Source organism: Bacteroidales bacterium (assembly GCA_016707785.1).
GTDB lineage: Bacteria > Bacteroidota > Bacteroidia > Bacteroidales > UBA4417 > UBA4417.
On record JADJGZ010000013.1, the window covers coordinates 19,075 to 44,562 of the forward strand.

The 25,488-nt window shown below is 44.2% G+C and carries 8 protein-coding genes; 5 read left to right on the plus strand and 3 right to left on the minus strand.

Annotated elements, in window-relative coordinates; all coding sequences use genetic code 11:
- Positions 1-102: 102 nt before the first annotated feature.
- Positions 103-21,645: a PKD domain-containing protein gene (locus tag IPH84_08795; GenBank protein MBK7173318.1), complete on the minus strand. Its 21,543-nt coding sequence runs from the start codon at positions 21,643-21,645 to the stop codon at positions 103-105.
- Between the two features lie 410 nt (positions 21,646-22,055).
- Here IPH84_08795 and deoC point away from each other — a divergent pair, with 410 nt between their 5' ends.
- The 4 genes from deoC (at position 22,056) to IPH84_08815 (ending at position 24,219) form a co-directional block, all read left to right on the plus strand.
- A complete protein-coding gene (deoC, locus tag IPH84_08800) occupies positions 22,056-22,862 on the plus strand; it encodes a deoxyribose-phosphate aldolase (GenBank protein ID MBK7173319.1) in 807 nt (268 codons plus the stop codon).
- A gap of 72 nt (positions 22,863-22,934) precedes the next feature.
- Positions 22,935-23,150, plus strand: coding sequence for a redoxin domain-containing protein (locus IPH84_08805; GenBank protein MBK7173320.1), 216 nt, complete (start codon positions 22,935-22,937; stop codon positions 23,148-23,150).
- A 29-nt stretch (positions 23,151-23,179) separates the two neighbouring features.
- Complete coding sequence (locus IPH84_08810) at positions 23,180-23,683, plus strand: T9SS type A sorting domain-containing protein (protein ID MBK7173321.1); 504 nt, start codon at positions 23,180-23,182, stop codon at positions 23,681-23,683.
- A gap of 317 nt (positions 23,684-24,000) precedes the next feature.
- Positions 24,001-24,219, plus strand: coding sequence for a hypothetical protein (locus IPH84_08815; protein ID MBK7173322.1), 219 nt, complete (start codon positions 24,001-24,003; stop codon positions 24,217-24,219).
- A gap of 8 nt (positions 24,220-24,227) precedes the next feature.
- Here the strand turns inward: IPH84_08815 and IPH84_08820 are convergent, their stop codons facing one another.
- On the minus strand, positions 24,228-24,677 hold the full coding sequence (locus IPH84_08820; GenBank protein ID MBK7173323.1) for a DUF4296 domain-containing protein: 450 nt from the start codon (positions 24,675-24,677) through the stop codon (positions 24,228-24,230).
- A gap of 36 nt (positions 24,678-24,713) precedes the next feature.
- Positions 24,714-25,280, minus strand: coding sequence for an OmpH family outer membrane protein (locus tag IPH84_08825; protein ID MBK7173324.1), 567 nt, complete (start codon positions 25,278-25,280; stop codon positions 24,714-24,716).
- Between IPH84_08825 and IPH84_08830 the strand changes: the two genes are divergently transcribed.
- Positions 25,264-25,443 carry a hypothetical protein gene (locus IPH84_08830; protein MBK7173325.1) on the plus strand — a complete coding sequence of 60 codons (180 nt, stop codon included), beginning with the start codon at positions 25,264-25,266 and terminating at the stop codon, positions 25,441-25,443. The two genes, IPH84_08825 and IPH84_08830, sit on opposite strands and share 17 nt — an antisense overlap.
- The last annotated feature ends 45 nt before the right edge of the window (positions 25,444-25,488 follow it).

Here is a 25,488-nt window from a genome sequence, read left to right on the forward strand (position 1 = left end):
TGTTGCCTTACGCTAAAAACTGTTCGCTGAATGATAACCGATAAAGAAAACACGTCAGGATTTAGTCAATAAAAGTACAATAAAAATAATTCAATTGTACTCCTACCTAATTAAAGTTACTGTTCCCGTGAATGTCTGTGGCATGTTATCATTGTTTCCTACATTATGCCCATCCCAATAAGTGCCATCGCGGAAAATCGCTTTGGCTCTCCAGAGATAAACTCCAGTAGGGGCTAAAATATTGTTAATGGTTCCATCCCATCCTTCTGTAGGTGAGCCTTTCACATCAAGCTTATCCGACGACCAGAGGAGATTTCCCCAACGATCAAGAACTTCGATATAATACTTGCTGAGATTAATTCCGGATGGTTTGAAGAGGGTAACTCCTTCCTGTGTATTATCAGGGGCAAATGCATTAGGTACATACAGCCCTTTAAATACAAAGGAATAGTTCATGGTAGTGGTATCACCGCAATCCTGGCCGTTCCAGGAGATCAGCTTGATGGAGTATTCACCATCACGATCGAACTGAACAACAGGCTCTTCAGCATAGGAAGTATTTCCATTGCCAAAATCCCACAGGAATCCGGTTCCATTGATGGTTCCATTGTTCAACTTAATCTGACCCTGGACATTCTCATGGTTTTCAGTAATGCTGAACACAGCTACAGGACTCGAATTCACAGCAACCTGCTGTACCAGAGTGTCGGCACATCCATGCATGTCGGATACAATCATCTTTGCATTATAAATACCGGCATGACTGAAATCATAGGATGGATTTTTTTGAGTGGAAGCACCTAATGTAGCCTGGTCATCACTGAAATACCAGTTCCAGGTTGCAATTTGTGCTGAGGAAGTATCACTGATATCATTGAAGTATACTGGTTTTCCTTCGCAGCTGTTAGCCCAGGTAAAATTGGCCTGTGGAGGAGCAAAAATGGAAACCGACTTCATAATGGTATCATAACAACCTATCACATTGGAGCTCACAAGGTTTACCTGGTATTCTCCGGAAGTTCCATATTCATATTTTGGGTTCTTCAATGTGGATGAAGCTGCAGTATTCATAGGATCTCCGAATTTCCACTGATAATCTTTTACCAGGCTTCCATTTCCGGAAGTCATATTTGTGAATGGTGTCTCAAATCCTATACATACATCTTTCCAGGTGAAGTCTGTCTTTGGTGCTGGATTAACATTCACATCCTGCTCTGAGGTCGAGGTTACTGCACCTCCAACCATATTAGTGGCAACAGTCAGCTTTACCTTAAAGTTGCCTGCTTCGGTGTATGCATGAGTAACCATAGCCTGTGGCTGTGTGAAAGTCTTCACTGTATTGTCACCAAAATCCCATGTCCAGGATGCAATTGGTGCCTGGCAGGTACTATGATCCACAAAATGCATGGTCTTCTTTTGGCATAAGAGGGTGTCTACCGCATCAAATGTGCTTTGGATACAAGGAGTACGACGAATGGTATCGGTTATGGTGCTGATACAACCTGAAATACTGGTGGTTGTCAGGGTTACAAAGTATGCCCCGGGGAAAGGATAATTATGGCTGACATTTGGATTGCCTGGCAAAGTAATCGTGTCGGCAGTTCCATCACCATATTCCCAAATCCACTCATTGATTGTAGCATTACTGGTGAGATCGGTAAAGTTCACAAGGCTGTCGCATTGACCACCGCTAACTGAATATTTAGCCTTTGGAAGTGGTGCTATATCAATCATCTGGTAAACAGTGCTGCTGCAATTATGGATATCAGTAGCCTCAAGGGTTACCAAATATGGACCAGCCTTGGCATATTTATGCGATGGATTGCGCTCAAAGGAGAGATTGCTAAACCCTGATTCAGGATCACCAAAATTCCATTTGAAGGAAATCAGGGAATCACCGGCAGGAGTAACCACATTACTGGTAAACCAGGTGGTTTCTCCATGACAGGTCTCAGTGTTATTGATAGCGATTTCCATGCCTTCAGGGATATAGACAGCCTTGATTATGGTGTCAGTACAACCCGATGCATTGGTTACAATCAGTTTAACATTGTAAGTAGTGTCAGTATATCCATAAACATACACCGGATCACGGAGGGTAGAATAACTTCCCGGCCTGAATTCCCAGTACCAGCTGGTTACTGTGGATTGTGGACTGGTTGACAGATCCTGGAAGATGACAGAACCATTATGACAAGGTTCAGCAGTAAATTTGAATTCAGCCTGTGGAGCAGGAATTACCATTACCTGGATATTGGTGGTGGAACTGCAGCCATGGAATGAGGTTACTGTAAGACTTACATTATAGGTTCCGGCAGAACTGTAAGTGAATACCGGGTTCTGCAAATCGGAAGTGTCGCTTGTCATTGTTGCAACACCAAAATCCCAATGCCAGGAAATGAGGTCTGACCCGTCAGGACTAAAACTCATATCCGTAAAGCTGGTATTATTGCCGCTGCAAGCTACATCAGAGGTAAACTGAGCCACCGGCAAGGAGTGAATAGTCACTGTATGAGAAACTGAATTTTCGCATCCAGTGGTATTGGTGATGGTTAGCGTAACTGTATAATCACCTGCTGCAGCAAACAAATGGCTTGGGGAAGCAAAGGTAGAATGAGCTGTGCCATCGCCGAAATCCCAGTCATAGGCAGAAACAGTAGCTGGTATCACAACTGAAGGATCTGTATTGAAAGTGATGGCAGTTCCATCGCAACTGGGCTGTGAATATAGATATTCAACAGCAGGCGGAGGTGTGATGGTTATGGTTTGTATTGCAGTGTCAGCGCAGCCGTCACTATTGACTACGATCAGGCTGACAACATAATTGCCGGCTGTTTCATAGATGTGGAACGGGCTGGGAACTGCGGAGGTGTTATTGATTCCTGAATTAGGATCACCGAAATCCCATGACCAGCCACCAATGGTAGATCCACTGGATGCCTGTGAGAGATCAGTAAAGCTGGTGACTTGTTCGGAACAGGAGCCATCAACTTCGAATGATGCAAGTGGAGAAGCCTTTATTACAAGGTTGGCCGCATAAGTGTTCTCACAGCCGGTTGTTGTATGAATGGTAAGGCTTACAGTATAAATACCACTAACTGCGTAGGTATGTGTAACATCAGAATTGGTCGGGTCATTTACGGTAACCTGGATACCATCGCCGAAATTCCAGTTCCATGAATTAATGGTTCCGTTGTATGCTGTTGAAACATCGTTGAATGACACTTCTGAACCTGCACATGTGGGGGAACTTGTTAAGAAAAGAGCCACAGGAGCTGTGCTTACTTGTACCTGGTGATACATTGTACTAACACATCCATTGGTATTGGTGATAGTGAGCGATACATTGTAAGTTCCCGGAGCAGAATAGATATGGCCCGGATCAGCATCTGTTGAAGTGCTGTTATCTCCGAATTGCCATAACCAGGTGGTAATAGTGGCTAAACTGATATGACTTGTACTGTTGAACATGATGGTATCAGTTGCACAGCCATTGTTGTAACTAAAATCAACATAAGGGGCAGGATTTATACTCACTGTTTTAACCATTGTATTTGTACATCCATTTATAGCGCTCACCTGCAAGCTGACCTGGTAGTTACCTGCCTGGCTGTACGTATGTGTTGGATCCTGGAAGCTGGAGGTATTGGATGATCCTGAAAGTGGATCTCCGAAATTCCAGTTCCAGCTGGAAACAGCACCTTGTGACATATCTTCAAATTCAACGGCCATTCCTGCACAGGTTCCCTGAACACTGAAGTTCGAAACAGGGCTCTGGAGGATATTGATCGGAAGTACTTGTGAATTTGAACAACTGTCGTTGGTGTAAACCGTCAGGGTCACATTATAGGCGCCGTAATTGGCATAGGTGTGACTTACATCAGGATTGTTAGGGAATAGGATGGTTTGTGTGTTGCCATCTCCAAAATTCCATTCCCAGCGTACAAGGTATCCAACAGAAGCCGATGAATTCGTAGTAAACTGAATGTTGCTCTGCTGGCAGGTTGGCTGTGTGAAACCAAACACTACAGTGGGCTGTGGATAAACATTCACTGTGCGTGTGACTGAATTCTGGCACCCGGCAAGGTCAGTAATGGTAAGGGTTACCTGGTAATTTCCTGCGATATTGTAAATATGTGCCGGAGCCTGTAAAGTAGAGGTTAATCCGTCACCAAATTGCCAGAACCAACTGGCTACATTCGCTGTATTCACAATTGGAGCTGGATGGAACTGAACCGGTGAATTGGCACAATGGGCATCCGTGTAGAAGTCAACAGCCGGAAGTGCGTTGATGATAACAGTCTGTACACTTGTGCTTTCACATCCATTGGAAGTGGTAACTGTCAGGCTCACCTGGTAAGTTCCTGCTGTTGCATAGGTGTGAACAGGGTTCTGTAGGGGTGAGAAGTTGTTCCAGTTGGAAATTGGATCTCCAAAGTCCCAATGCCAGTTTGAAATAGCACCGGTTCCGCCGGTTTGAGAAAGGTCGGTGAACTGAACAGCACTGTTTATACAAGTGTTTTCAAATTCAAAGTTGGCCGTTGGGGCTGGTTCTATAACAATTGTCTGGGTTGTTACAGTTTCGCAACTGTCGCTTCCGGTAATGGTGAGGGTGATCGTATAGGTTCCTGAGATTGCATAAATATGCTCAGTATCTGGATTAGCCGGGAAATTGATGCTTTCCTGGTTGCCATCACCGAAATCCCATGTCCAGTTAGAAATGAAACCGGCATATGTTGTGGAAACATCATCAAATTCAACCGGAATACCCTTACAACGCTGTTGTGAGATGTTGAACATAGCAACAGGCGCAGGATTCACTACAACCGTTTTGGTTTTGCTGGATACGCAACCTGAAAGATCAGTTACAGTCAATGTTACCTGGTAGCTGCCAGCATTGAAATAAGTATGAACGGGAGATTGCAGGTAGCTGAAGCCACCATCTCCGAAATCCCAAACCCATGAATTGATATTTGCAACATTCACAACAGTTGTATCTGGTGCAAAATATGACAGGTCATTTACACAGGTGTGATGATGAATGAAATCAACAGCCAATCCTGGAAGTATAATAACATCCTTTACGATTGTATCAGTACAGTTATTGAAATTCCTGGCAACATGAGTAACCTGGTAGGTTCCCGGACCACTGAATTTATGTTCAGGATTTTCCTGGTTTGAGTAATTATCGATGCCAGTTGCCGGGTCACCAAAATCCCACCACCATGAAACTACATTACCCGCACCATTGGCATAGGACTGATCCTCGAACTGAGTATTCAGGCCATTGCAGGTATTGACATAGCTGAAGTTGGCTACTGGTGCAGGAATGATATCCACTGTTTGGGTAACTGAAGCAATACAACCAAAGGAATTGGTGATCACCAGGGTTACATTGAATTGCCCGGAAGTATCATATTGGTGTAAGGTATTCGGATTTTCAGGGAAATAGATAGTGTCATTGTCTGAGCCATCACCATAACTCCAAACCCATTGTGCAACATTTCCATACAAGGTATGCGAAAGGTCAGTAAAATGAACGGGTTCGTTGGAACAGACTGGTGAATTATAGGCAAAGAAAGCGGTTGGGGTCTGTGAAACATACACCTGGTGAATATTGGTAATTGAATTACCAAGAGTATCTATAGCAGTAAGGGTCACTGTATAATGCCCGATGGCTGCATACAAATGGGTGGGATTCATCTGGATGGATGTAGATCCATCACCAAAGTTCCACATCCAGCTTGCCATTGCTCCAATATTGGTAGCAATAGGATCAACTGCAAAGTTAACAGGCTGGCTTTCACAGGTTGGACCCCAGGTAAAATCAAGCCCTGGTGCAGCAGCGAAGGTTAATGTCATAGTATCAACAACTGATGCACAAGGAGTGTTTCCAAATGCAGTGAGTTGGAGTACAACATGTCCTAAGGAATAATCAAAGGCGCTTGGATAATATATCGGTGCCAGTAAGGTAGGATCATTGAAACTGCCGTTGCCGGAGGTACTCCACATCACTGAATTGGCATTAGGGGCTGAAGAACCAAGCACTGTGTAAGTACAGGTATTGCAAATTGTAGCACCCGGGCCGGCATCAACTGTTGGAGCAGGAATGATAGTAATGAGTTTGCTGTCGGAAACACTCGAACAAGGTGAATTGTAAGCCGTCAGTGTTAACGACACGGAACCATTTGCGATATCAGCTGCACTAGGTGTATAGGTTGTAAGAAGTGCAGTTGGATTACTGAAAACACCGCTTCCACTACTGGTCCAGAGAAGTGAATCCTGGTCAATGGAGGTAGCATCCGTAATTTCATAGGCATCAGTAGAACAAACGAGATCATCCGGACCGGCGGATACAACGGGTATCCTGCTAATGGTCAGAAGGGTCTGGTCAGAAACCAGTCCGCTGCATGGGGCAATTGGATTGGCTGAAAGGGTAAGGGTAACCAACCCTGAAGTAATATCGGCAACGCTCGGTGTGTAAGTAGGAGAAACAGTATTGCCATTGGCAAAAGTACCTGTTCCGGAAGTAGACCAGTTAATGGAAGAATAAGTTATAGCCGAAGCGCCGCCGATAGTGATATTGATGTCTTCACAAATTATGAGATCCGGACCGGCATCAACTACCGGCATAGAAATGAATGTGATGGTTTTGCTGTCAGAAACACTTCCACATCCTACGTTCGATGAGGTAAGTGTTAATATTACCGAGCCGGCAGTCAGATCAGCCGCACTAGGAGTATAACTTGGAGTCAATGTTGAAGCATTGATGAGGATTCCTGTCCCTGTTGTTGTCCAGACAAGGCTGGTATGATACAATGAAGTTGCATCTGTTACTGTATAAGTGGCACTCATACAGTTGTTGTCGTCAGCACCAGCTGATACAACAGGTGTTTGCTCTATGGTCAGGGTTACACTATCCACTGCTGCAGCCGGGCAAGGACTCAAAGGATTGCCTGTTAATGTGAGGATGGCAAATCCATTGGTGATATCCAGCGCTGAAGGAATATAAGTAGGGGTGAGGGTGTTGGCATTGGATAATACACCGCTCCCTGTTGCAACAGTCCAAAGTATAGAGGAAACATTGGCTGAACTGGTTCCGGTCAATGTGTAAGGACTTGAGCAGATATGTGTATCAACACCTGCATTCACTGCAGGCAACTGGGTAATACTCAGTGTCATGGCATCAGAAACACTGATGCAAGACGGTAATGCATTGGAAGTAAGGGTCAGGATTACTGATCCTGCCAGCATATCAGCCGTTGAAGGAATGTACACCGGATTAACAACTGCAGGATTGGTGAAACTTCCAGTCCCACTGCTTGTCCATAATACTGATGCAAAATTGCTGGCAGTAGCTGAACCAAGTGCAAAAGGAATATTGTTACAAATACTTGCATCAGGCCCTGCATAAGCTGTTGCTGCACCATTGATGGTAAGTACAAATGAGTCGGAAACACTGCCTGTGCATGGTGCATTGGCATCAACAGTCATAGTGAGAACAACACTTCCGGCCGCAATATCAGCAACACTTGGAGTGTAGGTTGCAAGCACCAGGTTACCATTGGTAAAACTACCTGTGCCTGAAGTGCTCCAAATAAGGTTTGAGAAATATGAGGCAGATGCACTCGCTGTGGAATAGGACATTCCTTCGCAAATCAGAGTATCAGGTCCGGCCGAAATTGCAGGTGCACGTGTAATGGTAACCAGTTTATCATCACTTAAAGGATAACAAGGTGTATTACCATTGATAGTCAAAGTAAGGGTTACAACTCCCGATAGGATATCTCCGGCTGAAGGAGTATAGGTTGGATTCAGAATTCCGGTATTTGAGAATGAACCGGTTCCTGAACTGGTCCAGAATAAACTGCTATAGGCTGAAGCAGAGGCATCCAGTAAAGAAACAACGGATCCTTCACATATGTTGACGTCAGCACCTGCAAATATTGCCGGGGCACTGGTAATGGTAAGGATTAGCGTATCTGAGATAACTACTGAACAAGGTGCAATTGGTTGAGCCGTCATCACCAGGTTCACAAATCCGGCTGTAATATCAAATGAGCTAGGATAATAGGTGGGATTTAAAGTGTTTCCACCGGTAAATGAACCTGAACCTGTTGTTGCCCAGCTGACAGATGAATAATTAGTTGCAGTCGCAGTGGATACAGTATAATTGCTGCCGGCACAAATGGTGTCATTTATTCCTGCACTGGCGGTCATATAAGCATGGAAGTTCATGGCAACCACATCGCTGATCACATTCATACAAGGTGAAATACCTGAAACAGTAAGGGTTAGGTTAACAGTTCCTGCTGTAAGATCAGCTGCTGAAGGGATATAAATGGTTGACAGGCTATTTGAAGCGGAGAAATTACCGGTACCGGATGTAGTCCAAAGCAAAGTAGCATAGTTTGACGCTGTGGCAGTGGTAATGGTAAAGTCGATGGGCTGACAAACATCAATATCAGATCCTGCGTTTACAGTGGGGGCAGAGGTAATTGTGATAAGCACAGTATCAGAAGTAAAAGATGCGCTGCATGCTCCACTTCCTGAAGCCTGAAGTACCAAAACAACAGAGCCGGATGCAACATCACCTGCGCCTAAAGTATAAGATGAACTCAGTAAGTTTGGATCACTGAAAGTGCCGTCACCAGAGCTAATCCATATAGTTGTGCCTGTGTTGGAAGAAGTTCCGATAAGTGCAACCGGAAGATCAGAACAAATGGATTGATCCATCCCGGCATTTACAGTTGGTAGATACTCAATATCAGCACTTCCTGACATCAGTATGCTACATCCTGTTACCTGGTCAGTTCCCAGGACTGTAAATAAACCTGGGGATTGTAATCCAAAACTGATGGCTGATCCGGTGCCTGATAGTATGATGCCAGTACTGCTGCCATCCTTGTATAAGGTATAGTCAATACCGTTTTCTGAACCATCAAGTCCTACGATAGCTGAAGCACAAAGTACTCCTGCCGGTGTTACATTGAATAAGGTTGGACTGGGTACCACTACACAACTATCCAACATTGTAATCTGGCAACTGTTAGCGCCGCCAACAGCCAGTATTGTATAAATGCCATTGGTAAATTGAGGGCCAAAGTTTAATACATTGCCTGTACCGGCAAGTGTATCAACATTTAAAATACCATCAATAACAAGAACATAATTCACGCCCAATTCAGATCCGTTTAAGGTGATATCTGCACCGGCACATTGTGTCCCTTGTGGGAATATGGTGAAACTGAGCGGAGAAGGCTGGATGTCAGCAACCCCATTCATGGTAGTTGGACAGCCATTGAGGGTACTGGTTGCAATAACTGTATAGTTACCCGGGATGGTAACAACACCAAAGCTAATGGCTGAACCGGTTCCCGGTACTGCTGCTCCAACATTCACAATACCATTCCTGATAAGTTGATAGTTAACGCCAGCTTCTGAATCATCAACACCGATTGAACTTCCAACACAATTGATACCGGCAGGTGTCAGGTTGTAAGCGATAGGTGCAGTCATTATTAGAGTGGTGCCATTCATATTGGATATACATCCGGCTGGAACGGAAACTGCGATAACTGTATAGTTACCAGCAATTAACGGTGCCCCGAATGAGATCATTGAACCTGTTCCCGAAACAGTATCCATTGGGAATAAGCCATCTCGCATCAGGATATAATCAACTCCTGTTTCAGAACCATTCAAAAGAAGTATGGTGCCCGGACATTGATTTCCGCCTGGCGTTAATGTAAATGCTATTGGAAGTGGCTGTAAGTCAACGTTTCCATTCATAACTGCAATACAGCCATTGCCATTGTCAGCTTCAACAGTGTAAATACCCGGTAAAGTCTGCACTCCAAAATCAATGGCTGCGCCTGTTCCGACTATCGGACTTCCTACATTGAAAATTCCATCACGACGTAATTGGTAGTTTACACCGATCTCAGTATTATCAACACCAATACTGGCTCCAACACAGGAAACACCAGCTGGTGTAATATTAAATACTATGGGTGCATCACCCAGGGTTGTAGTTCCATTCATGACTAACTGGCAATTGGTAATCACTGAATAAGCCAGTATGGTATAAGTTCCGGTTGTTAGCTGTGGTCCGAAATTGAGTGTCCCTCCGGTACCTGGAATGGTATCAATATAAAGGGTATTGTTAAGAACCAGCACATAATTTACATTGAGTTCTGAACCATTCAAACCAATTGATGAACCTGCACAATTGGCTCCTGTTGGAGTTATGGTAAATGCTATAGGTAATGGACTCAACACAACTGTTCCATTCATAAATGTGGAGCATCCATTGGAGGAGGTGGCCACAACTGTGTAGGTACCAGGTAATATTGGAATTCCAAAACTGATAGAGGAACCTGTCCCTGTTACAGGACTTCCAACATTCACTGAACCATTCAGTCGAAGTTGATAAGTAATACCTGTTTCGGAATCATCAAGCCCAAGAGCTGAACCCAGGCAAGCCACACCTGTTGGTGTCATTGTAAAGATTAGCGGATCAACTTTAATGATGGAAGTTCCATTCATAGTTGATTGGCAATTAGTTGAGGTATTGATGGCTACAATCGTATAAGTACCTGGCAGTGGCTGAGGACCAAAGCTGATAGCACTCCCGGTTCCGGAAATGGTGGCAATCGGCAGAGTACCATTCAGTAAAAGGGTATAATCAACTAAAAACTCTGAACCATTCAACCCGATTACTGTATTCACGCAATTGGATCCTGCAGGAGTGATGGTAAAAGCAATGGGCAATGAATAAACATCAATTGGTCCATTCATGATTGTTGTACAACCATTCAAAGAGGTGGCAACAATTGTATAATTACCTGTAAGAGTTTGAACACCAAATGTGATAGCTGAACCGGTGCCTGCAACTGGAGCACCTATATCGGTAATACCATCTAAACGGAGTTGGTAACTTACACCAACTTCTGAGTTATCTAATCCAATCGTTGTTCCAACACATGCAATGCCGGCAGGTGTCATATTGAAAGCGGTTGGTGCAGGATCAAGGATCAAACTGCCATTCATATTCGCCTGGCAGTTAGTCAGGACATTGTATGCATAAATAGTGTACGTTCCCGTAGTTGGTTGAACCCCAAAGCTAAACATACCACCTGGTCCCGAAATAGTGTCAAGATTTAGAACACCATTCAGTACCAATACATAATTAACTCCAATCTCAGAACCATTTAAGCCTATGGCAGTATTTGAACAGGCATTGCCAGTGGGGGTAATGGTATAGATTACTGGAAGCGGATTAACATCCACCGATCCGTTCATATTATTTGTGCAACCATTGGCTGCAGTAGCAATCACGGTATAGTTTCCGGTCAGGGTCTGTGCGCCGAAGGAAATGGCAGCACCTGTTCCTGCAACAGGGGTACCGATATTGGTGGTACCATTGAGACGAAGTTGGTAATCAACCCCAACTTCAGAGTTGTCAAGACCAAGAACAGCACCGATACAAGCCACACCTGCCGGGGTCATATTGTAGGCAGTAGGAGCAGGGACAAGAGTCACGCTTCCGTTCATGGTAGCCTGGCAATTGGTGGTGGTGTTATAAGCAATAATGGTATAAGTGCCGGTAGTAGGCTGGTTTCCGAAAGTAATCACTCCACCGGTTCCGGGGATAGTATCAAGATGTAAGGTTCCATTGAGGATCAGTACATAATTTACATTGATTTCTGAACCATTGAGTCCGATAGGTGAGTTTGTGCAACCATTGGCAGCAGGTGTCATGGTGAAAAGAACAGGCAATGGACTAACATCCACCGATCCGTTCATGTTATTGGTGCAACCATTGGCAGCAATAGCAATTACTGTATAGTTTCCAGTCAGTGCCTGTGCACCGAAGGAGATTGCAGCACCTGTACCTGCAACCGGTGTACCGATGTTGGTGGTACCATTGAGACGGAGTTGGTAATCAACGCCAACTTCAGAATTGTCAAGACCAAGAACAGCACCGATACAAGCCACACCGGCCGGGGTCATATTGTAGGCAGTAGGAGCAGGGACCAATGTCACGCTTCCGTTCATGGTAGCCTGGCAATTGGTGGCGGTGTTGTAAGCAATAACGGTATAGGTGCCGGTAGTAGGCTGGTTTCCGAAAGAAATCACACCGCCTGTACCTGGGATGGTATCGAGGTATAAGGTTCCGTTGAGAACCAGTACATAATTTACATTGATTTCTGAACCATTGAGTCCGATAGGTGAGTTGGTGCAACCATTGGCAGCAGGTGTCATGGTGAAAAGAACAGGCAATGGACTAACATCCACCGATCCGTTCATATTATTTGTGCAGCTATTGGCCGCAGTAGCAATCACGGTATAGTTTCCAGTCAGTGCCTGTGCACCGAAGGAGATTGCAGCACCTGTTCCTGCAACCGGGGTACCGATATTGGTGGTACCATTGAGACGGAGTTGGTAATCAACCCCAACTTCAGAATTGTCAAGACCAAGAACAGCACCGATACAAGCCACACCTGCCGGGGTCATATTGTAGGCAGTAGGAGCAGGGACAAGAGTCACGTTTCCATTCATTGTTGACTGACAATTAGTGGCGGTGTTGTAGGCAATAATAGTGTAGTTACCGGTAGTAGGCTGGTTTCCGAAAGTAATCACACCACCGGTTCCGGGGATGGTATCAATATGTAAGGTTCCATTGAGGATCAGTACATAATTTACATTGATTTCCGAACCATTGAGTCCGATAGGTGAGTTGGTGCAACCATTGGCAGCAGGTGTCATGGTGAAGAGAACCGGTAATGGACTAACATCCACCGATCCAGTCATATTATTTGTGCAACCATTTGCAGAGGTGGCAATTACTGTATAGTTTCCAGTCAGTGCCTGTGCTCCAAAAGAAATTGCAGCACCTGTTCCTGCAACCGAAGTACCGATATTGGTGGTACCATTGAGACGGAGTTGGTAATCAACCCCAACTTCTGAATTGTCAAGACCAAGAACAGCACCGATACAAGCTACACCAGCCGGGGTCATATTGTAGGCAGTAGGAGCAGGGACAAGAGTCACGCTTCCGTTCATAGTAGCCTGGCAATTGGTGGCAGTGTTGTAGGCAATAACGGTATAAGTGCCTGTAGTAGGCTGGTTTCCGAAAGAAATCACACCACCTGTACCTGGAATAGTATCGAGGTATAAGGTTCCGTTGAGAACCAGTACATAATTTACATTGATTTCAGAACCATTGAGTCCGATAGGTGAGTTGGTGCAACCATTGGCAGCAGGGGTCATGGTGAAAAGAACAGGCAATGGACTCACATCCACCGATCCGTTCATGTTATTTGTGCAACCATTGGCAGAAGTAGCAATTACTGTATAGTTTCCAGTCAGTGCCTGTGCACCAAAAGAAATAGCAGCACCTGTTCCTGCAACCGGGGTACCGATGTTGGTGGTACCATTGAGACGGAGTTGGTAATCAACCCCAACTTCAGAATTGTCAAGACCAAGAACAGCACCGATACAAGCCACACCGGCCGGGGTCATATTGTAAGCAGTAGGAGCCGGGACCAGTGTCACGTTTCCGTTCATGGTAGCCTGGCAATTGGTGGCTGTGTTGAAAGCAATAATGGTATAGTTTCCGGTAGTAGGCTGGTTTCCGAAAGAAATCACACCGCCTGTACCTGGGATAGTATCGAGATGTAAGGTTCCATTGAGAACCAGTACATAATTTACATTGATTTCCGAACCATTGAGTCCGATAGGTGAGTTTGTGCATCCATTGGCAGCAGGGGTCATGGTGAAAAGAACAGGCAATGGGCTTACCACCACTGATCCGTTCATATTATTTGTGCAACCATTGGCTGCAGTAGCAATCACGGTATAGTTTCCGGTCAGGGCCTGTGCACCGAAGGAAATAGCAGCACCTGTTCCTGCAACCGGGGTACCGATGTTGGTGGTACCATTGAGACGGAGTTGGTAATCAACCCCAACTTCAGAATTGTCAAGACCAAGAACAGCACCGATACAAGCCACACCGGCCGGGGTCATATTGTAAGCCGTAGGAGCCGGGACCAGTGTCACAGTTCCGTTCATGGTTGACTGGCAAAGTGTAAGTGTATTGAAGGCGATAATCGTATAGTTACCGGTAGTAGGCTGATTTCCGAAAGAAATCACACCGCCTGTACCCGGAATTGTATCGAGATGAATGGTTCCATTGAGAACCAGAACATAATTTACATTGATCTCTGAACCATTAAGGCCGATAGGTGAGTTTGTGCAACCATTGGCAGCAGGTGTCATGGTGAAAAGAACAGGCAATGGACTCACATCCACCGATCCGTTCATATTATTGGTGCAACCATTGGCGGCAATAGCAATTACTGTATAGTTTCCAGTCAGTGCCTGTGCACCAAAAGAAATAGCAGCACCTGTTCCTGCAACCAGGGTACCGATGTTGGTGGTACCATTGAGACGGAGTTGGTAATCAACCCCAACTTCAGAATTGTCAAGACCAAGAACAGCACCGATACAAGCCACACCAGCCGGGGTCATATTGTAGGCAGTAGGAGCAGGGACAAGAGTCACGCTTCCGTTCATGGTAGCCTGGCAATTGGTGGCGGTGTTGTAGGCAATAACGGTATAAGTGCCGGTAGTAGGCTGGTTTCCGAAAGTAATCACTCCACCTGTTCCGGGGATGGTATCAATATGTAAGGTTCCATTGAGGATCAGTACATAATTTACATTGATTTCTGAACCATTGAGCCCGATAGGTGAGTTGGTGCAGCCATTGGCAGCAGGTGTCATGGTGAAGAGAACAGGTAATGGGCTAACATCCACCGATCCGTTCATATTATTTGTGCAACCATTGGCAGCAGTGGCAATCACGGTATAGTTTCCGGTCAGTGCCTGCGCACCGAAGGAGATAGCAGCACCAGTTCCTGCAACCGAAGTACCGATGTTGGTGGTACCATTGAGACGAAGTTGGTAGTTGACACCTATTTCGGAATCATCAAGGCCAAGGTTTGCACCTATGCATGCAACTCCTGCTGGTATCATATTAAAGGCAGTGGGGGCAAGTTCCAGAATGACACTGCCATTCATAGTTTGTTCACAGAATGAACTGGTATGATAGGCAATGATTGTATAGGTTCCTGCTACTGACTGTGGACCGAAGTCAATCAAACCACCAGTTCCTGGAATGGTATCCAGGTGAACAACACCATTGAAAATCAGGATGTAGTTATAGTTGATGTTTGAACCATTTAATCCAACAGGCGTTCCGGCACAATGGTTTCCGGAAGGAGTTACTGTAAATGGAACTGGTAATGGATCCAATGTAGAGCTGCCATTCATCAGGGAATAACAGTTTGTTAAGTCATTCACAGCCCTTACGGTATATATTCCAATTGCATTTTGAGGGCCAAAGGAAATAGATAATCCGGTTCCGGCAACAGGTGAACCTACGAGTAAGGTGCCATCAAGTATGAGCTGGTATGAAACGCCAGGTTGTGAACCAGCTAATCCAATACTCGTTCCCATGCAGAGAATACCTGCAGGGACTATATCATATTGTATAGGACTATCATTGAAGATAGCCGATCCATTCATTTGAGTTATACAATAAGAGGTTTGGCTGATGGCTATAATGGTATAGGTGCCTGCTGTAGGCTGAGACCCGAAGTTGATAGCTGAGCCTGTTCCATGGATGGTGTCAAGATGAATAGCGTTGTCGAGTATAAGAACGTAATCTACTCCCATTTCCGAACCGTTCAGGCTGATTTCGTCGCCTTCACATGCTGTACCATTGGGAACAATAGTGAAAATAATTGGGTCAGGATAAAGAGTTGCACTATCCTGCATGAAGGAAACACAATTTGTTGTGTCATCAATGGCAATAGCTGAGTAAATACCGGGTAATCCTCCAACGCCAAGGTTGATAGGCCCACCGGTACCAGGTACTGGTGCTCCCAGGTCGAAAGTTCCATTCCATCTTAACTGGTAACTTACCCCAAGCTCTGAACCTGTAAGGCCAATAGTTTGTCCGGGACAAAGAATGCCTGCTGGTATTACACTGAAAATTTGTGGTGCAATGTTGATATATACACTTCCGTTCATCATCGCCTGGCAACCGGTAGTCATGTTGACAGCAAGAATGGTGTAGGTGCCATTGATGGTTTGTGGTCCGAAATCAAGGAAACCAATTAATCCTGTTCCCTGGATTGAATCCAGCACAATATTATTCATGAGTAAGTAGTACATTACTCCCGCATCAGATCCATTTAACCTGATAATAGTTCCCGGGCACTGTGAGCCCAAAGGATTCATGGTGAAAATGGTTGGTAATGGATTTACTACAATCGTAGCTTGTCCGTTCATCATCTGACTTCCGCCATTGGTGGGGTTCACCGCACGGACTTCAAACAGACCGGCAAATGTGTAAGGCCCCCAACTGATCTGAAGTCCGTTTCCTATTACAATCGGGCCATATGGAAAGCCATTATAAATTAGCTGATATTCAATTCCAACTTCGGAACCTGTCAGTGACACCAATAATCCGGGTTCTCCCTGGCAAATTTCTCCACCACCTATTACGCCATACGCATTGGGTAAAGGAAGGATTGTAATGCTAACACTGCCATTCATGTTGGTTGAGCATCCTGAAGCTATGTCAGTAGCAACAACCGTATAAGTACCGGCTTGAGTCTGTAAACCAAAATCTATGCTGATGCTGCTTCCGGTAACCGGTGCTCCAATTGGAACATTGTTGCAGGATAACTGATAACTTACTCCGGGATCTCCATAGGACAATCCAACTGTAACACCTATGCCACCTGAAGGATATGAGCCTCCTCCTGTTACTAAATAAGCATTAGGCGGAGGTAAAATGTTGATACTTGCACTTCCGCTCATCATATTGATGCAGCCCGTGCTATTATTGGTTGCTAAAACGGTATAGGCAAATGCAGCTGTCCTGTCGCCAAAACTGATCGGGCTTCCGGTTCCTGTTACAGGAGGTCCATCAGGTAATCCACCTCTCAGAAGTTGATAGTTGACGCCTGGTTCTGAACCACTCAATCCGATAGCAACACCAGTACCTGCAAAGCAATAGGACCCACCACCGGTTACATTATAAACCAGTGGTAAAGGATGAACTACTACTGTTACTGAGGAGGTTGCTGTGTTGAATCCATCATTGGCCACTACAGTATATGTTGTTGTTACATCTGGAGAAACCATGGGATTCTGTAGCATCGATGACCATACAGGAATTCCCGGGGGATTGCTTGTCCAGGAATAGGAATATGTGCCTGAACCACCTGTTACAGTTGCATTTAATTGGGATTGACTTGTATCGGCACAGATTTCATCAGGAACAGCTGTTGCAGTAACCGCAATCGCACTGCCACTTAGCAGCACGGTCATTTGATCAGTTCCAACACATCCTTTACTATCTGTAACCTGGAAATTGAAAGTTGTACTTGAATATAAATTTGTTGTAACCGGAGTTGTAGAATTAGCTCCACCTGCTAAATAAACAAGAGGTGTCCAGGCATAACTCATAGGTCCGATACCTCCGGATACTGAACCATTTAAAGTGGTACTGATACCAAAAGGAATGGTCTGGTCGATACCGGCATTTGCTACTGGTAATGTGTTAATACCTACAGTCACTGAACTTGCCATAAGTGTATTACATCCTGTTGCTGTCCTGGTTCCGTCAGCTGTATAAGTTCCTGCCAGTGTCTGGTTGCCAAAACTAATAGCCCCACCTGTGCCTGCTATTGGAAGCCCGACTGGAGTACCATTGTTATAAAGTTGGTAATTTACTCCCGATTGAGAACCGGCAAGCCCAACAATAACACCTGAACCTCCAATACAGTATTCACCCCCGCCGGTCAGAAGATATTGAACAGGTAAAAGATTTACTGTTACTGAAACCGAGGATGTTGCAATATTGAATCCATCATCTACTACAACAGTATATACGGTATTAACAATTGGTGAAACACTTACTGTTGATAAAGATGAAGTAAATCCGGCAGGTGAAGATGTCCAGGAATAGGTATAGGTGCCTGATCCTCCTGATGCATTTGCATTGAGTATTGTGCTTTGTCCCACACAAATGGATGCTGGTGTGGCAGTTGGGGATACAGTTATTGGACCTCCTGTAATAAATACAGTCATCTGGTCGGAGTTTGCACAGGTAGCTGCATCTGTAATCGTCAGAGTATAAGTCCTGTCTGCATTAAGATTGATCGTCTGAGGAGCTGGAGTATTTGCACCTGAAGCAATATAGGCATTGGGTGTCCAGGTGTAGGATAATAATCCTGTGCCACCACTGGCTGTACCGGTAATCACCGTGCTGGTTCCGTAGGGTATGGTCAGGTCTGATCCTGCATTTACAGTTGGCAATGCCCTTACCGTAACAACAAGGTTTTCAGGTGTTCCGGCACATAGCGTAGGCGCTTGTCCATAAGGTTGTAAAACATAAGTTACTGCAATATCAGAGCCAGTCAGATTAATAAGCGTTTCATTAATGCTGGCTGAAGTCCCTGAAGATGGCGAATTAGAAATTCCCGGGACAGCTGCCCTGGTCCAGTTAAAGGTAGTACCTACCAGGTTTGAAGTAATCAGGTAATTGAAATTCTGTCCGCTGCAAACAGCTCCGGTTAGTGCACTGGTTACAACTGGAATTGGATTGATTGTGGTAACATAGTTTGCAGAAATGCCAGTACAAGCCGGACCAAAATTAGAGGTTGGAGTCACCAGGTAAGTTACAGTCCCGGAAGTAGTTGAGCTATTATTTATTGTTTGTGATGGGATAGTATTGGCTCCGGAAGGCTGATAACCGGTTATACTGCCTGAAGAAGGCGTTGCTAACCAGGTAAAAGTAGTTCCGGCAACATTGGAACTAAGATTGACATTGGAAGTGGAGGTCCCTGAACAAATAGATTGACTCATACTTGCATTGGTCACAAGTGGCAAAGGATTTATAGTAACAACATGACTCTTGCTTACTCCTGTACATCCTGAATTTGTTGGTATTACAGTGTAGGTTACGGTTCCCTGGATACTTAAGGAACTGTTAATGGTTTGAAAAGGAATGTTTCCTGAACCGGAGCCGGTGTACCCTGTGATTCCTCCTGCCGAAGGGGATGCTGTCCATGTAAAGGTGGTACCTGCAACACTTGACGAAAGTGCCACCGGAGTGGTATTGGTTGCACTGCAGATTGCCTGGCTGGCCAAACTTAAGTTCACATCCGGAATTGGATTTACAGTTACAACAAAATTGACAGCAGTACCGGGACATCCATTGGCTGTTGGTATAATATTAAAAGTAACAGTTCCAGGAGCAGTTCCTGAATTGATAAAAGTTTGGTTGATTGTATTTCCACTGCCATTGGCATATCCGCTAATACCCGGAGTGCCATTGGCTGTATAGGTAAAGGTAGTACCGGCAACATTTGAAGTCAGGGATTGCACAAATGCAGCACCTGAACAACGTGTAGCTGTTAAAGGTGAATTGGTAACTGCAGGAGTGGGGTATACCGTTACTGTGATATTGTCCGGACCAACAGTACAACCATTGATCGTCATCATAACAGCATAGATCACATTCCGTGGGATATTGTCATTATTAACCAACGTCTGTGAAATAGTTGAACCGGTTCCATTGCTGTATCCTGTAACACTTCCCATCGCTGATGCAGTCCAGGCAAAAGTTACACCTGGCAAACTTGCTGTGAGATTTATAACTATAGGAATATTTGAACAGGTGGATTGTGATAAAGGACTCACAGTTAATACCGGTGCAGGAACTACTGTTACCACTACCGTTATGTCGTTACCTGTACATCCATTGGCTGTCGGGGTAATTACATAAGTCACATCATGGGGAGCCATCGATGTATTAAATAGAGTCTGAGAAATCACATTTCCCGTTCCTGCTGAGAACCCTGTAATAGAACTGGGAGCAGAAGCCGTCCATGTAAAGGTGGTATTGGCAACTCCGGAACTAAGTGCAATCCCGGTTGTCATGCCTGAACACATTGTTTGTGAACCAGGGGTTGCAACGGCAACAGGAATGGGGTTGACATATACATAATAGTTACTGGGAATCCCAACACATCCGTTGATATTTCCACTGGGTTGAATAACATACGTTACTACTCCCTGGGAGGTGGTGGGATTATTGATGGTCTGAACAGGTAATGAATTTGTTCCACTGGCCGAATACCCTGTCATACTAATAGGAACGGCTGTTGCCGCCCATGTAAAGTTCGTGCCTATTACATTGGAAGTGAAAACAACTGAACTTGTAGCATCCCCTGAACAAATACTTTGATCCATCGGACTATTGGTAACGGTCGGTGATGGATTCACAGTAATAACATAATTTGAAGGAGCCCCGGAACAGAATCCGGGAGCTGGTCCGGTTGGAGTTACCGTATAGGTCACAGTTCCAATTCCCATTAGGGTACTGAAAATCTGCATAGCTGGCAGATTGCCTGTTCCATTTGCTGTATAACCTGAGATTCCGGGAGTGGCAACAGCTGTCCATGCATAAGTACTGCCAGGAACATTGGAAGTAAATGCAACAGGTGTTGTTGTAGTACCTGCGCAAATTTCCTGCGACATAGGAGTATTGGTCACAATTGAGGTAGGAAGTATTGTTACAACTAAATCCGAAGGAATTCCCGGACAAAATGTAGTTGCTGGTCCGGTGGGTGTAATAGTATAGGTTATAGTGGCAATTGAAGTGCTCCCAGCCGGTACTGATAATACAGTATTTATATTGCCGGTTCCACTGGGCACCATTCCTAATACTGTGCCTGAAGTGAAAGTAACAGCCCATGTAAAGGTTGATCCTGCTACATTTGAAGTAGGAGTATAGTTTACGCTTGTGCCAGAGCAAATGGTTTTATTAAAAACACTTGTAATGATAGGGGTTGGTATAACCGTGATCTGAACTACATTGGAATACATATCAGGACAAGGTGGAGCAGATACTCTTCTTCTAAACCATGTATTGATTGAAATGGGACCCGGCTGATAATCCAGTCCGGTAGCACCTGGAATGGTAGAGAACCCGGAGGCCGCACCGGTTGTACTGATTTCCCAATGGTAAGTGAATGAATTATTACTTCCTGATGCAGGAGTGCCAGTAATGAGCCCCGGAGTGCCTCCAACACAAACTGTATCATTTGGTGAAATATTCCCTGGTAAAATTGGGGGTACCACAGGAATAGTGACCATACTCGTATTCGCACAAGTTGTAATCTGATCTACACCAACAACCTGGAAAGTAGTCGTTACATTTAAGGTAACAGAATAAGGATTGGTTGTCTGGCCTAACATTCCTGCTGGCTGTAACCAAACCCATTGTACATTGGGCCCTGAAGTAATATTAAAAGTAACTACTTGTCCATTACAAACACTATCTCCAACTGAGGTTGAAATATTGATAATTGGTAAAGGCTTCATCACTACAGTAATAGGATTAGAAGGAATAGCACATCCGCCAACCATCACAGTAACAATCCCATCTGTCTTAGCATAGAAAGTACTATGGGTTGCCCCTGGTATGGGACTTCCATCAAGATACCATTGCCAGGTTGTACCCGTTGACGGACTACAACTCATGGTTATAGAATCACCCATACACACACTCGCACTCGGCGGGTTGGCCGTGATCAATGGAGGACACTGGGCTAACGCCGAAAATCCAGCAAGGATGAAAAAAGTAAATAAAAGAACGATGTATTTAGTAAAAAATCGTCTACCGAGCTCTAGTAAAGTAGGTCTCATATCTAGCCGTGTTAGAGTTAATGTAGTAGTTTACAGCCAATTAGGTTATTTGGACTTTCGTTGCCGAGTATTCTTATCCAGAAAATTAATCACTTTTCCTGCAGTAGGTAATACCTTTCCAGCAACTTTATTTGAGAATTAAATCTTTGAAAAGGTGTTGTTTAGACTTTGGTATCTTAAAATCAACAGATGGTATATCCAATTGTCTATTTCATGCCTAAAAAGATTATTTTTGTGGATATTCAAAAGGATTCACAGAAATTATGGTTGATAACATGGATGGACATAATTCAAAACCTGTAATAGAGTCAACCCGGCTGGCTCGCTTGAAAATAATTCTTGGGCTTCTGGATCTCACAACCCTCGAGGGGACTGACCATGATCAACGTGTTAAAGAGTTGTGTGAAAAAGCAATTGCCATCAAAAAGGTGAGTGGAATTTCTCCTGCTGCAATATGTGTTTATCCTGTGTTTGTGCGAACAGCAAAAAGAAGTCTGGGGGAATCAGGGATTGCCGTTGCTTCTGTGGCAGGGGCTTTTCCTTCCGGACAATCCCCCTTGTCAATCAGGGTGGCTGAAGTTGAATATGCTGTAAATGAAGGCGCTGACGAAATTGATATGGTGATATCAAGAGGTAGATTTCTATCCGGAGATTTTGATTTTATCTCGGAAGAAGTGGCGGCAATCAAAAAGGCCTGTAATAAAGCTCATCTGAAAGTGATACTTGAGACCGGGGAACTGATTACTCCTGAAAATATAAGAAAAGCCAGTGAATTAGCGGTTCTTGCCGGTGCCGACTTTATTAAAACATCAACCGGGAAAGTACAACCTGCTGCAACATTAGAAGCTATGTCGGTGATGCTGGAAGTTATAAAAGAGCATCATCAGGCTTCTGGAAAGTTGATAGGTATTAAACCTGCTGGTGGCATCTCTACCCCTGATCAGGCATTGCAATACTTTGATCTTGTTGAAACAAAACTGGGTGCAGAATGGCTCAAACCAGCACTCTTCAGGATCGGGGCAAGCCGTTTAGCCGATGGAATCCTTGCAGAACTTAACGTCCAACTTTAATAACCAGGGTTAATTTCAATACTCTTTATGTCTCGTTTTCCCTTGATTGCTTTTTTATTGCTGTCTTTTTCAATGTCTTGGGCACAAACTAGCCTTGATACAGCAGTAAATTTTACTGTTAAGGATGTTCACGGACAAACTCATAATCTTTTCCAATACCTGGAGGATGACAAAATTGTTGTACTCGATTTTTTTACAGTAACCTGCGGACCATGTGCAACTTACGCATCAGAAATCAGCAGTTCATATCGTAACTTCGGCTGCAATTCCGGGAATGTGGTTGTTTAGGTATCAACTGGGGAGCAGATAATTCGCAGGTGATTGATTTTGGTACTGAAAACGGAGCTGAGTACCCTGAAGTAAGTGGCACCGAAGGAAATGGAAACCATGTTGTTTCCGATTATAATGTTCTGTCCTATCCCTCAGTAATCCTGATTCTCCCTAACCATACAATACCGGAACCCTATATCTGGCCTCCATCTGCATCACACCTGGATAGTATCATCAGCCAATATGGAGGATTAACAACTGTTTGTACTACTACAATTGAGGATAAATTGCTGGCTCAGCAAGCAATCACCATTTCTCCAAACCCTGCAATGGAAACTTGTACAATTGCCTGGAAGGGAATAAAAGGAGTAAGCAGTATCCGCTTAATTTCCTTGCAAGGACTTGCCTTACTAAACTGGAAAGAGGGGTTTTCATCAGCAGATGCACACAATGTGCAAATTGACCTCACATCAATATGTCCGGGATATTATTTTATCCAGTTACTTTCAGGAGAAACAGTTATTAAAAGCCGTGCCCTTATTGTAAATTGAGGGGATTTATTTGGTCGTCCTATCGAAGTCAATGATATATTTTTGCAGTTTTGTGAAATGAATATTTAACTTTGTCAGGTTCTTTTTATTCGGTGATCCATGAAAAAGTACTCTTTTCTCCTCTTTGCCTTTTTGACTTTAGCAATATCAGGTTTATTTGTTTCCTGTGAGTCAGACACTTTTTACGATAATGACCCTCAGATAACAGGAATGAATATGTCGGGGTATGGAGATTTACTGAAAGCGGAAAACAGAAAAGTGGGCTGTCACAAAGTTATATTGTTTCCATTTCAAAGGATGCTTCCAATAGTAGCCAGGTGCTGCTGGATAATTTCGGAAATCCCGGGAATTCTGATAACACCGTTATTGGTATCGTTACCATTAATCAAATTGTTGTCTCCGCCCAAACACTGACCAATGGCTGGGTTGTTGAAGGAACAGGCAAGAAGGACGGACAGGGTAATATGGAATGGAACTATTCCATTATAGCCGGTGGCGATAAAGACTATTATACTGCAACCGCAGTAAAGCAATAAAACTAAAATTATTGAGCGGGATTTTTGACTTTTACCGCAGGAGGTGTCTTGACCTGGTTCTTTGCTGTGTCAGGCTTTAAAACTTTGTCATCTTTCTTTTCAGTTCCCTGTAACTCCGATTCCATCTCTGTCAGTCGGTCAATTACACTGGTATAAATCTCATCCAGGAGACTGACTCTCTCAGTATAATACTTCATGCTTTTCTGGAAATCATCAGGCTTGACATCATGCTCCTTGAATACTTCAGCAAATTGCGACTTTTGGTAAATGGAATCAGCAACAGAAACATGCTGGATATTTCCTACTCTTAAAGCAGATTCAGCCAAATGAATATCAACCAGTAAATCAACCATCTCCGATTTACTTAATACCCCCCTGGGCAGATTACTGAATAACCCATTTCCATTCTCACAGGAAAGAGCCACGAAGATCAGGAGTATAAACAGTAAATTTCTCACGAAAAGTGCTCAGAATAAATTGTCATTGAACCCCGGCTATTTTTCGGGATGCTGCTTCTTATACTCAGCATTGAGTTCCTTAATTACATCATTGGTAATATCAAGGGTGTCGTTTGCATAAAGAATGTTTCCTCCCTTTGTAAAACCAAGAATGTAATCAAACTTGTACTTGGTATTGTAACGTTGCAGGAAATTCATCACCGAATCCAGTAAGGCAATATTCATCTCTACCTCGCTCTGTTGCAATTCCGTAGCATAACGGTCACGCAATTCATTAATTTTTTGCTGGTTTTCCATGAGACTGCCATAGATCTCCTGGGCACTCTGCTCAGAGATGGTCTTATTTTGAACCTGTTCCTGGAAATAGGCTGCATCCTTGTCGAAAGTGGCCTGCTTATTGGCAACCTCAGCAGAAAGCCTGTCACCTTTTGCCTGTAATTGTACCTTCAGCTTCTTTACAAGTTCATAATTTTCAAGGATACTGTCGTTATTCACAAAAGCAACAGCTATGTTCCCACTATTCGCTTTCACAAGGGTTTGAGCCATTCCGTCATCTGAACTTCCACTTTTGTTTGTCAGGTAAAGGATGAATAGTACAATCATCCCAACAGCCAGAACAACATTAAGGATGATGAGCCAGGAAGGGATTTTTGAACTATTGGCAAATTACCAGGCTCCTTTATTGGGGCTTCAGGTTGATTCATCGCTGGAACGCTTGATTCTACCGGCAATTCACCGGGAGTATTATTCAATTCGTCGGACATAATTTCTGTTATATTTCTTTATAATGAGGGTACTGAAATGACATAAA

Excerpts from the sequence above, each read along its gene's own strand:
- IPH84_08795 (MBK7173318.1), bottom strand. The coding sequence starts at position 21,645 with ATGGGTGATTCTATAACCATGAGTTGTAGTCCGTCAACGGGTACAACC.
- deoC (MBK7173319.1), top strand. The coding sequence starts at position 22,056 with ATGGTTGATAACATGGATGGACATAATTCAAAACCTGTAATAGAGTCA.
- IPH84_08805 (MBK7173320.1), top strand. The coding sequence starts at position 22,935 with ATGTCTTGGGCACAAACTAGCCTTGATACAGCAGTAAATTTTACTGTT.
- IPH84_08830 (MBK7173325.1), top strand. The coding sequence starts at position 25,264 with ATGAATAGTACAATCATCCCAACAGCCAGAACAACATTAAGGATGATG.
- IPH84_08825 (MBK7173324.1), bottom strand. The coding sequence starts at position 25,280 with ATGATTGTACTATTCATCCTTTACCTGACAAACAAAAGTGGAAGTTCA.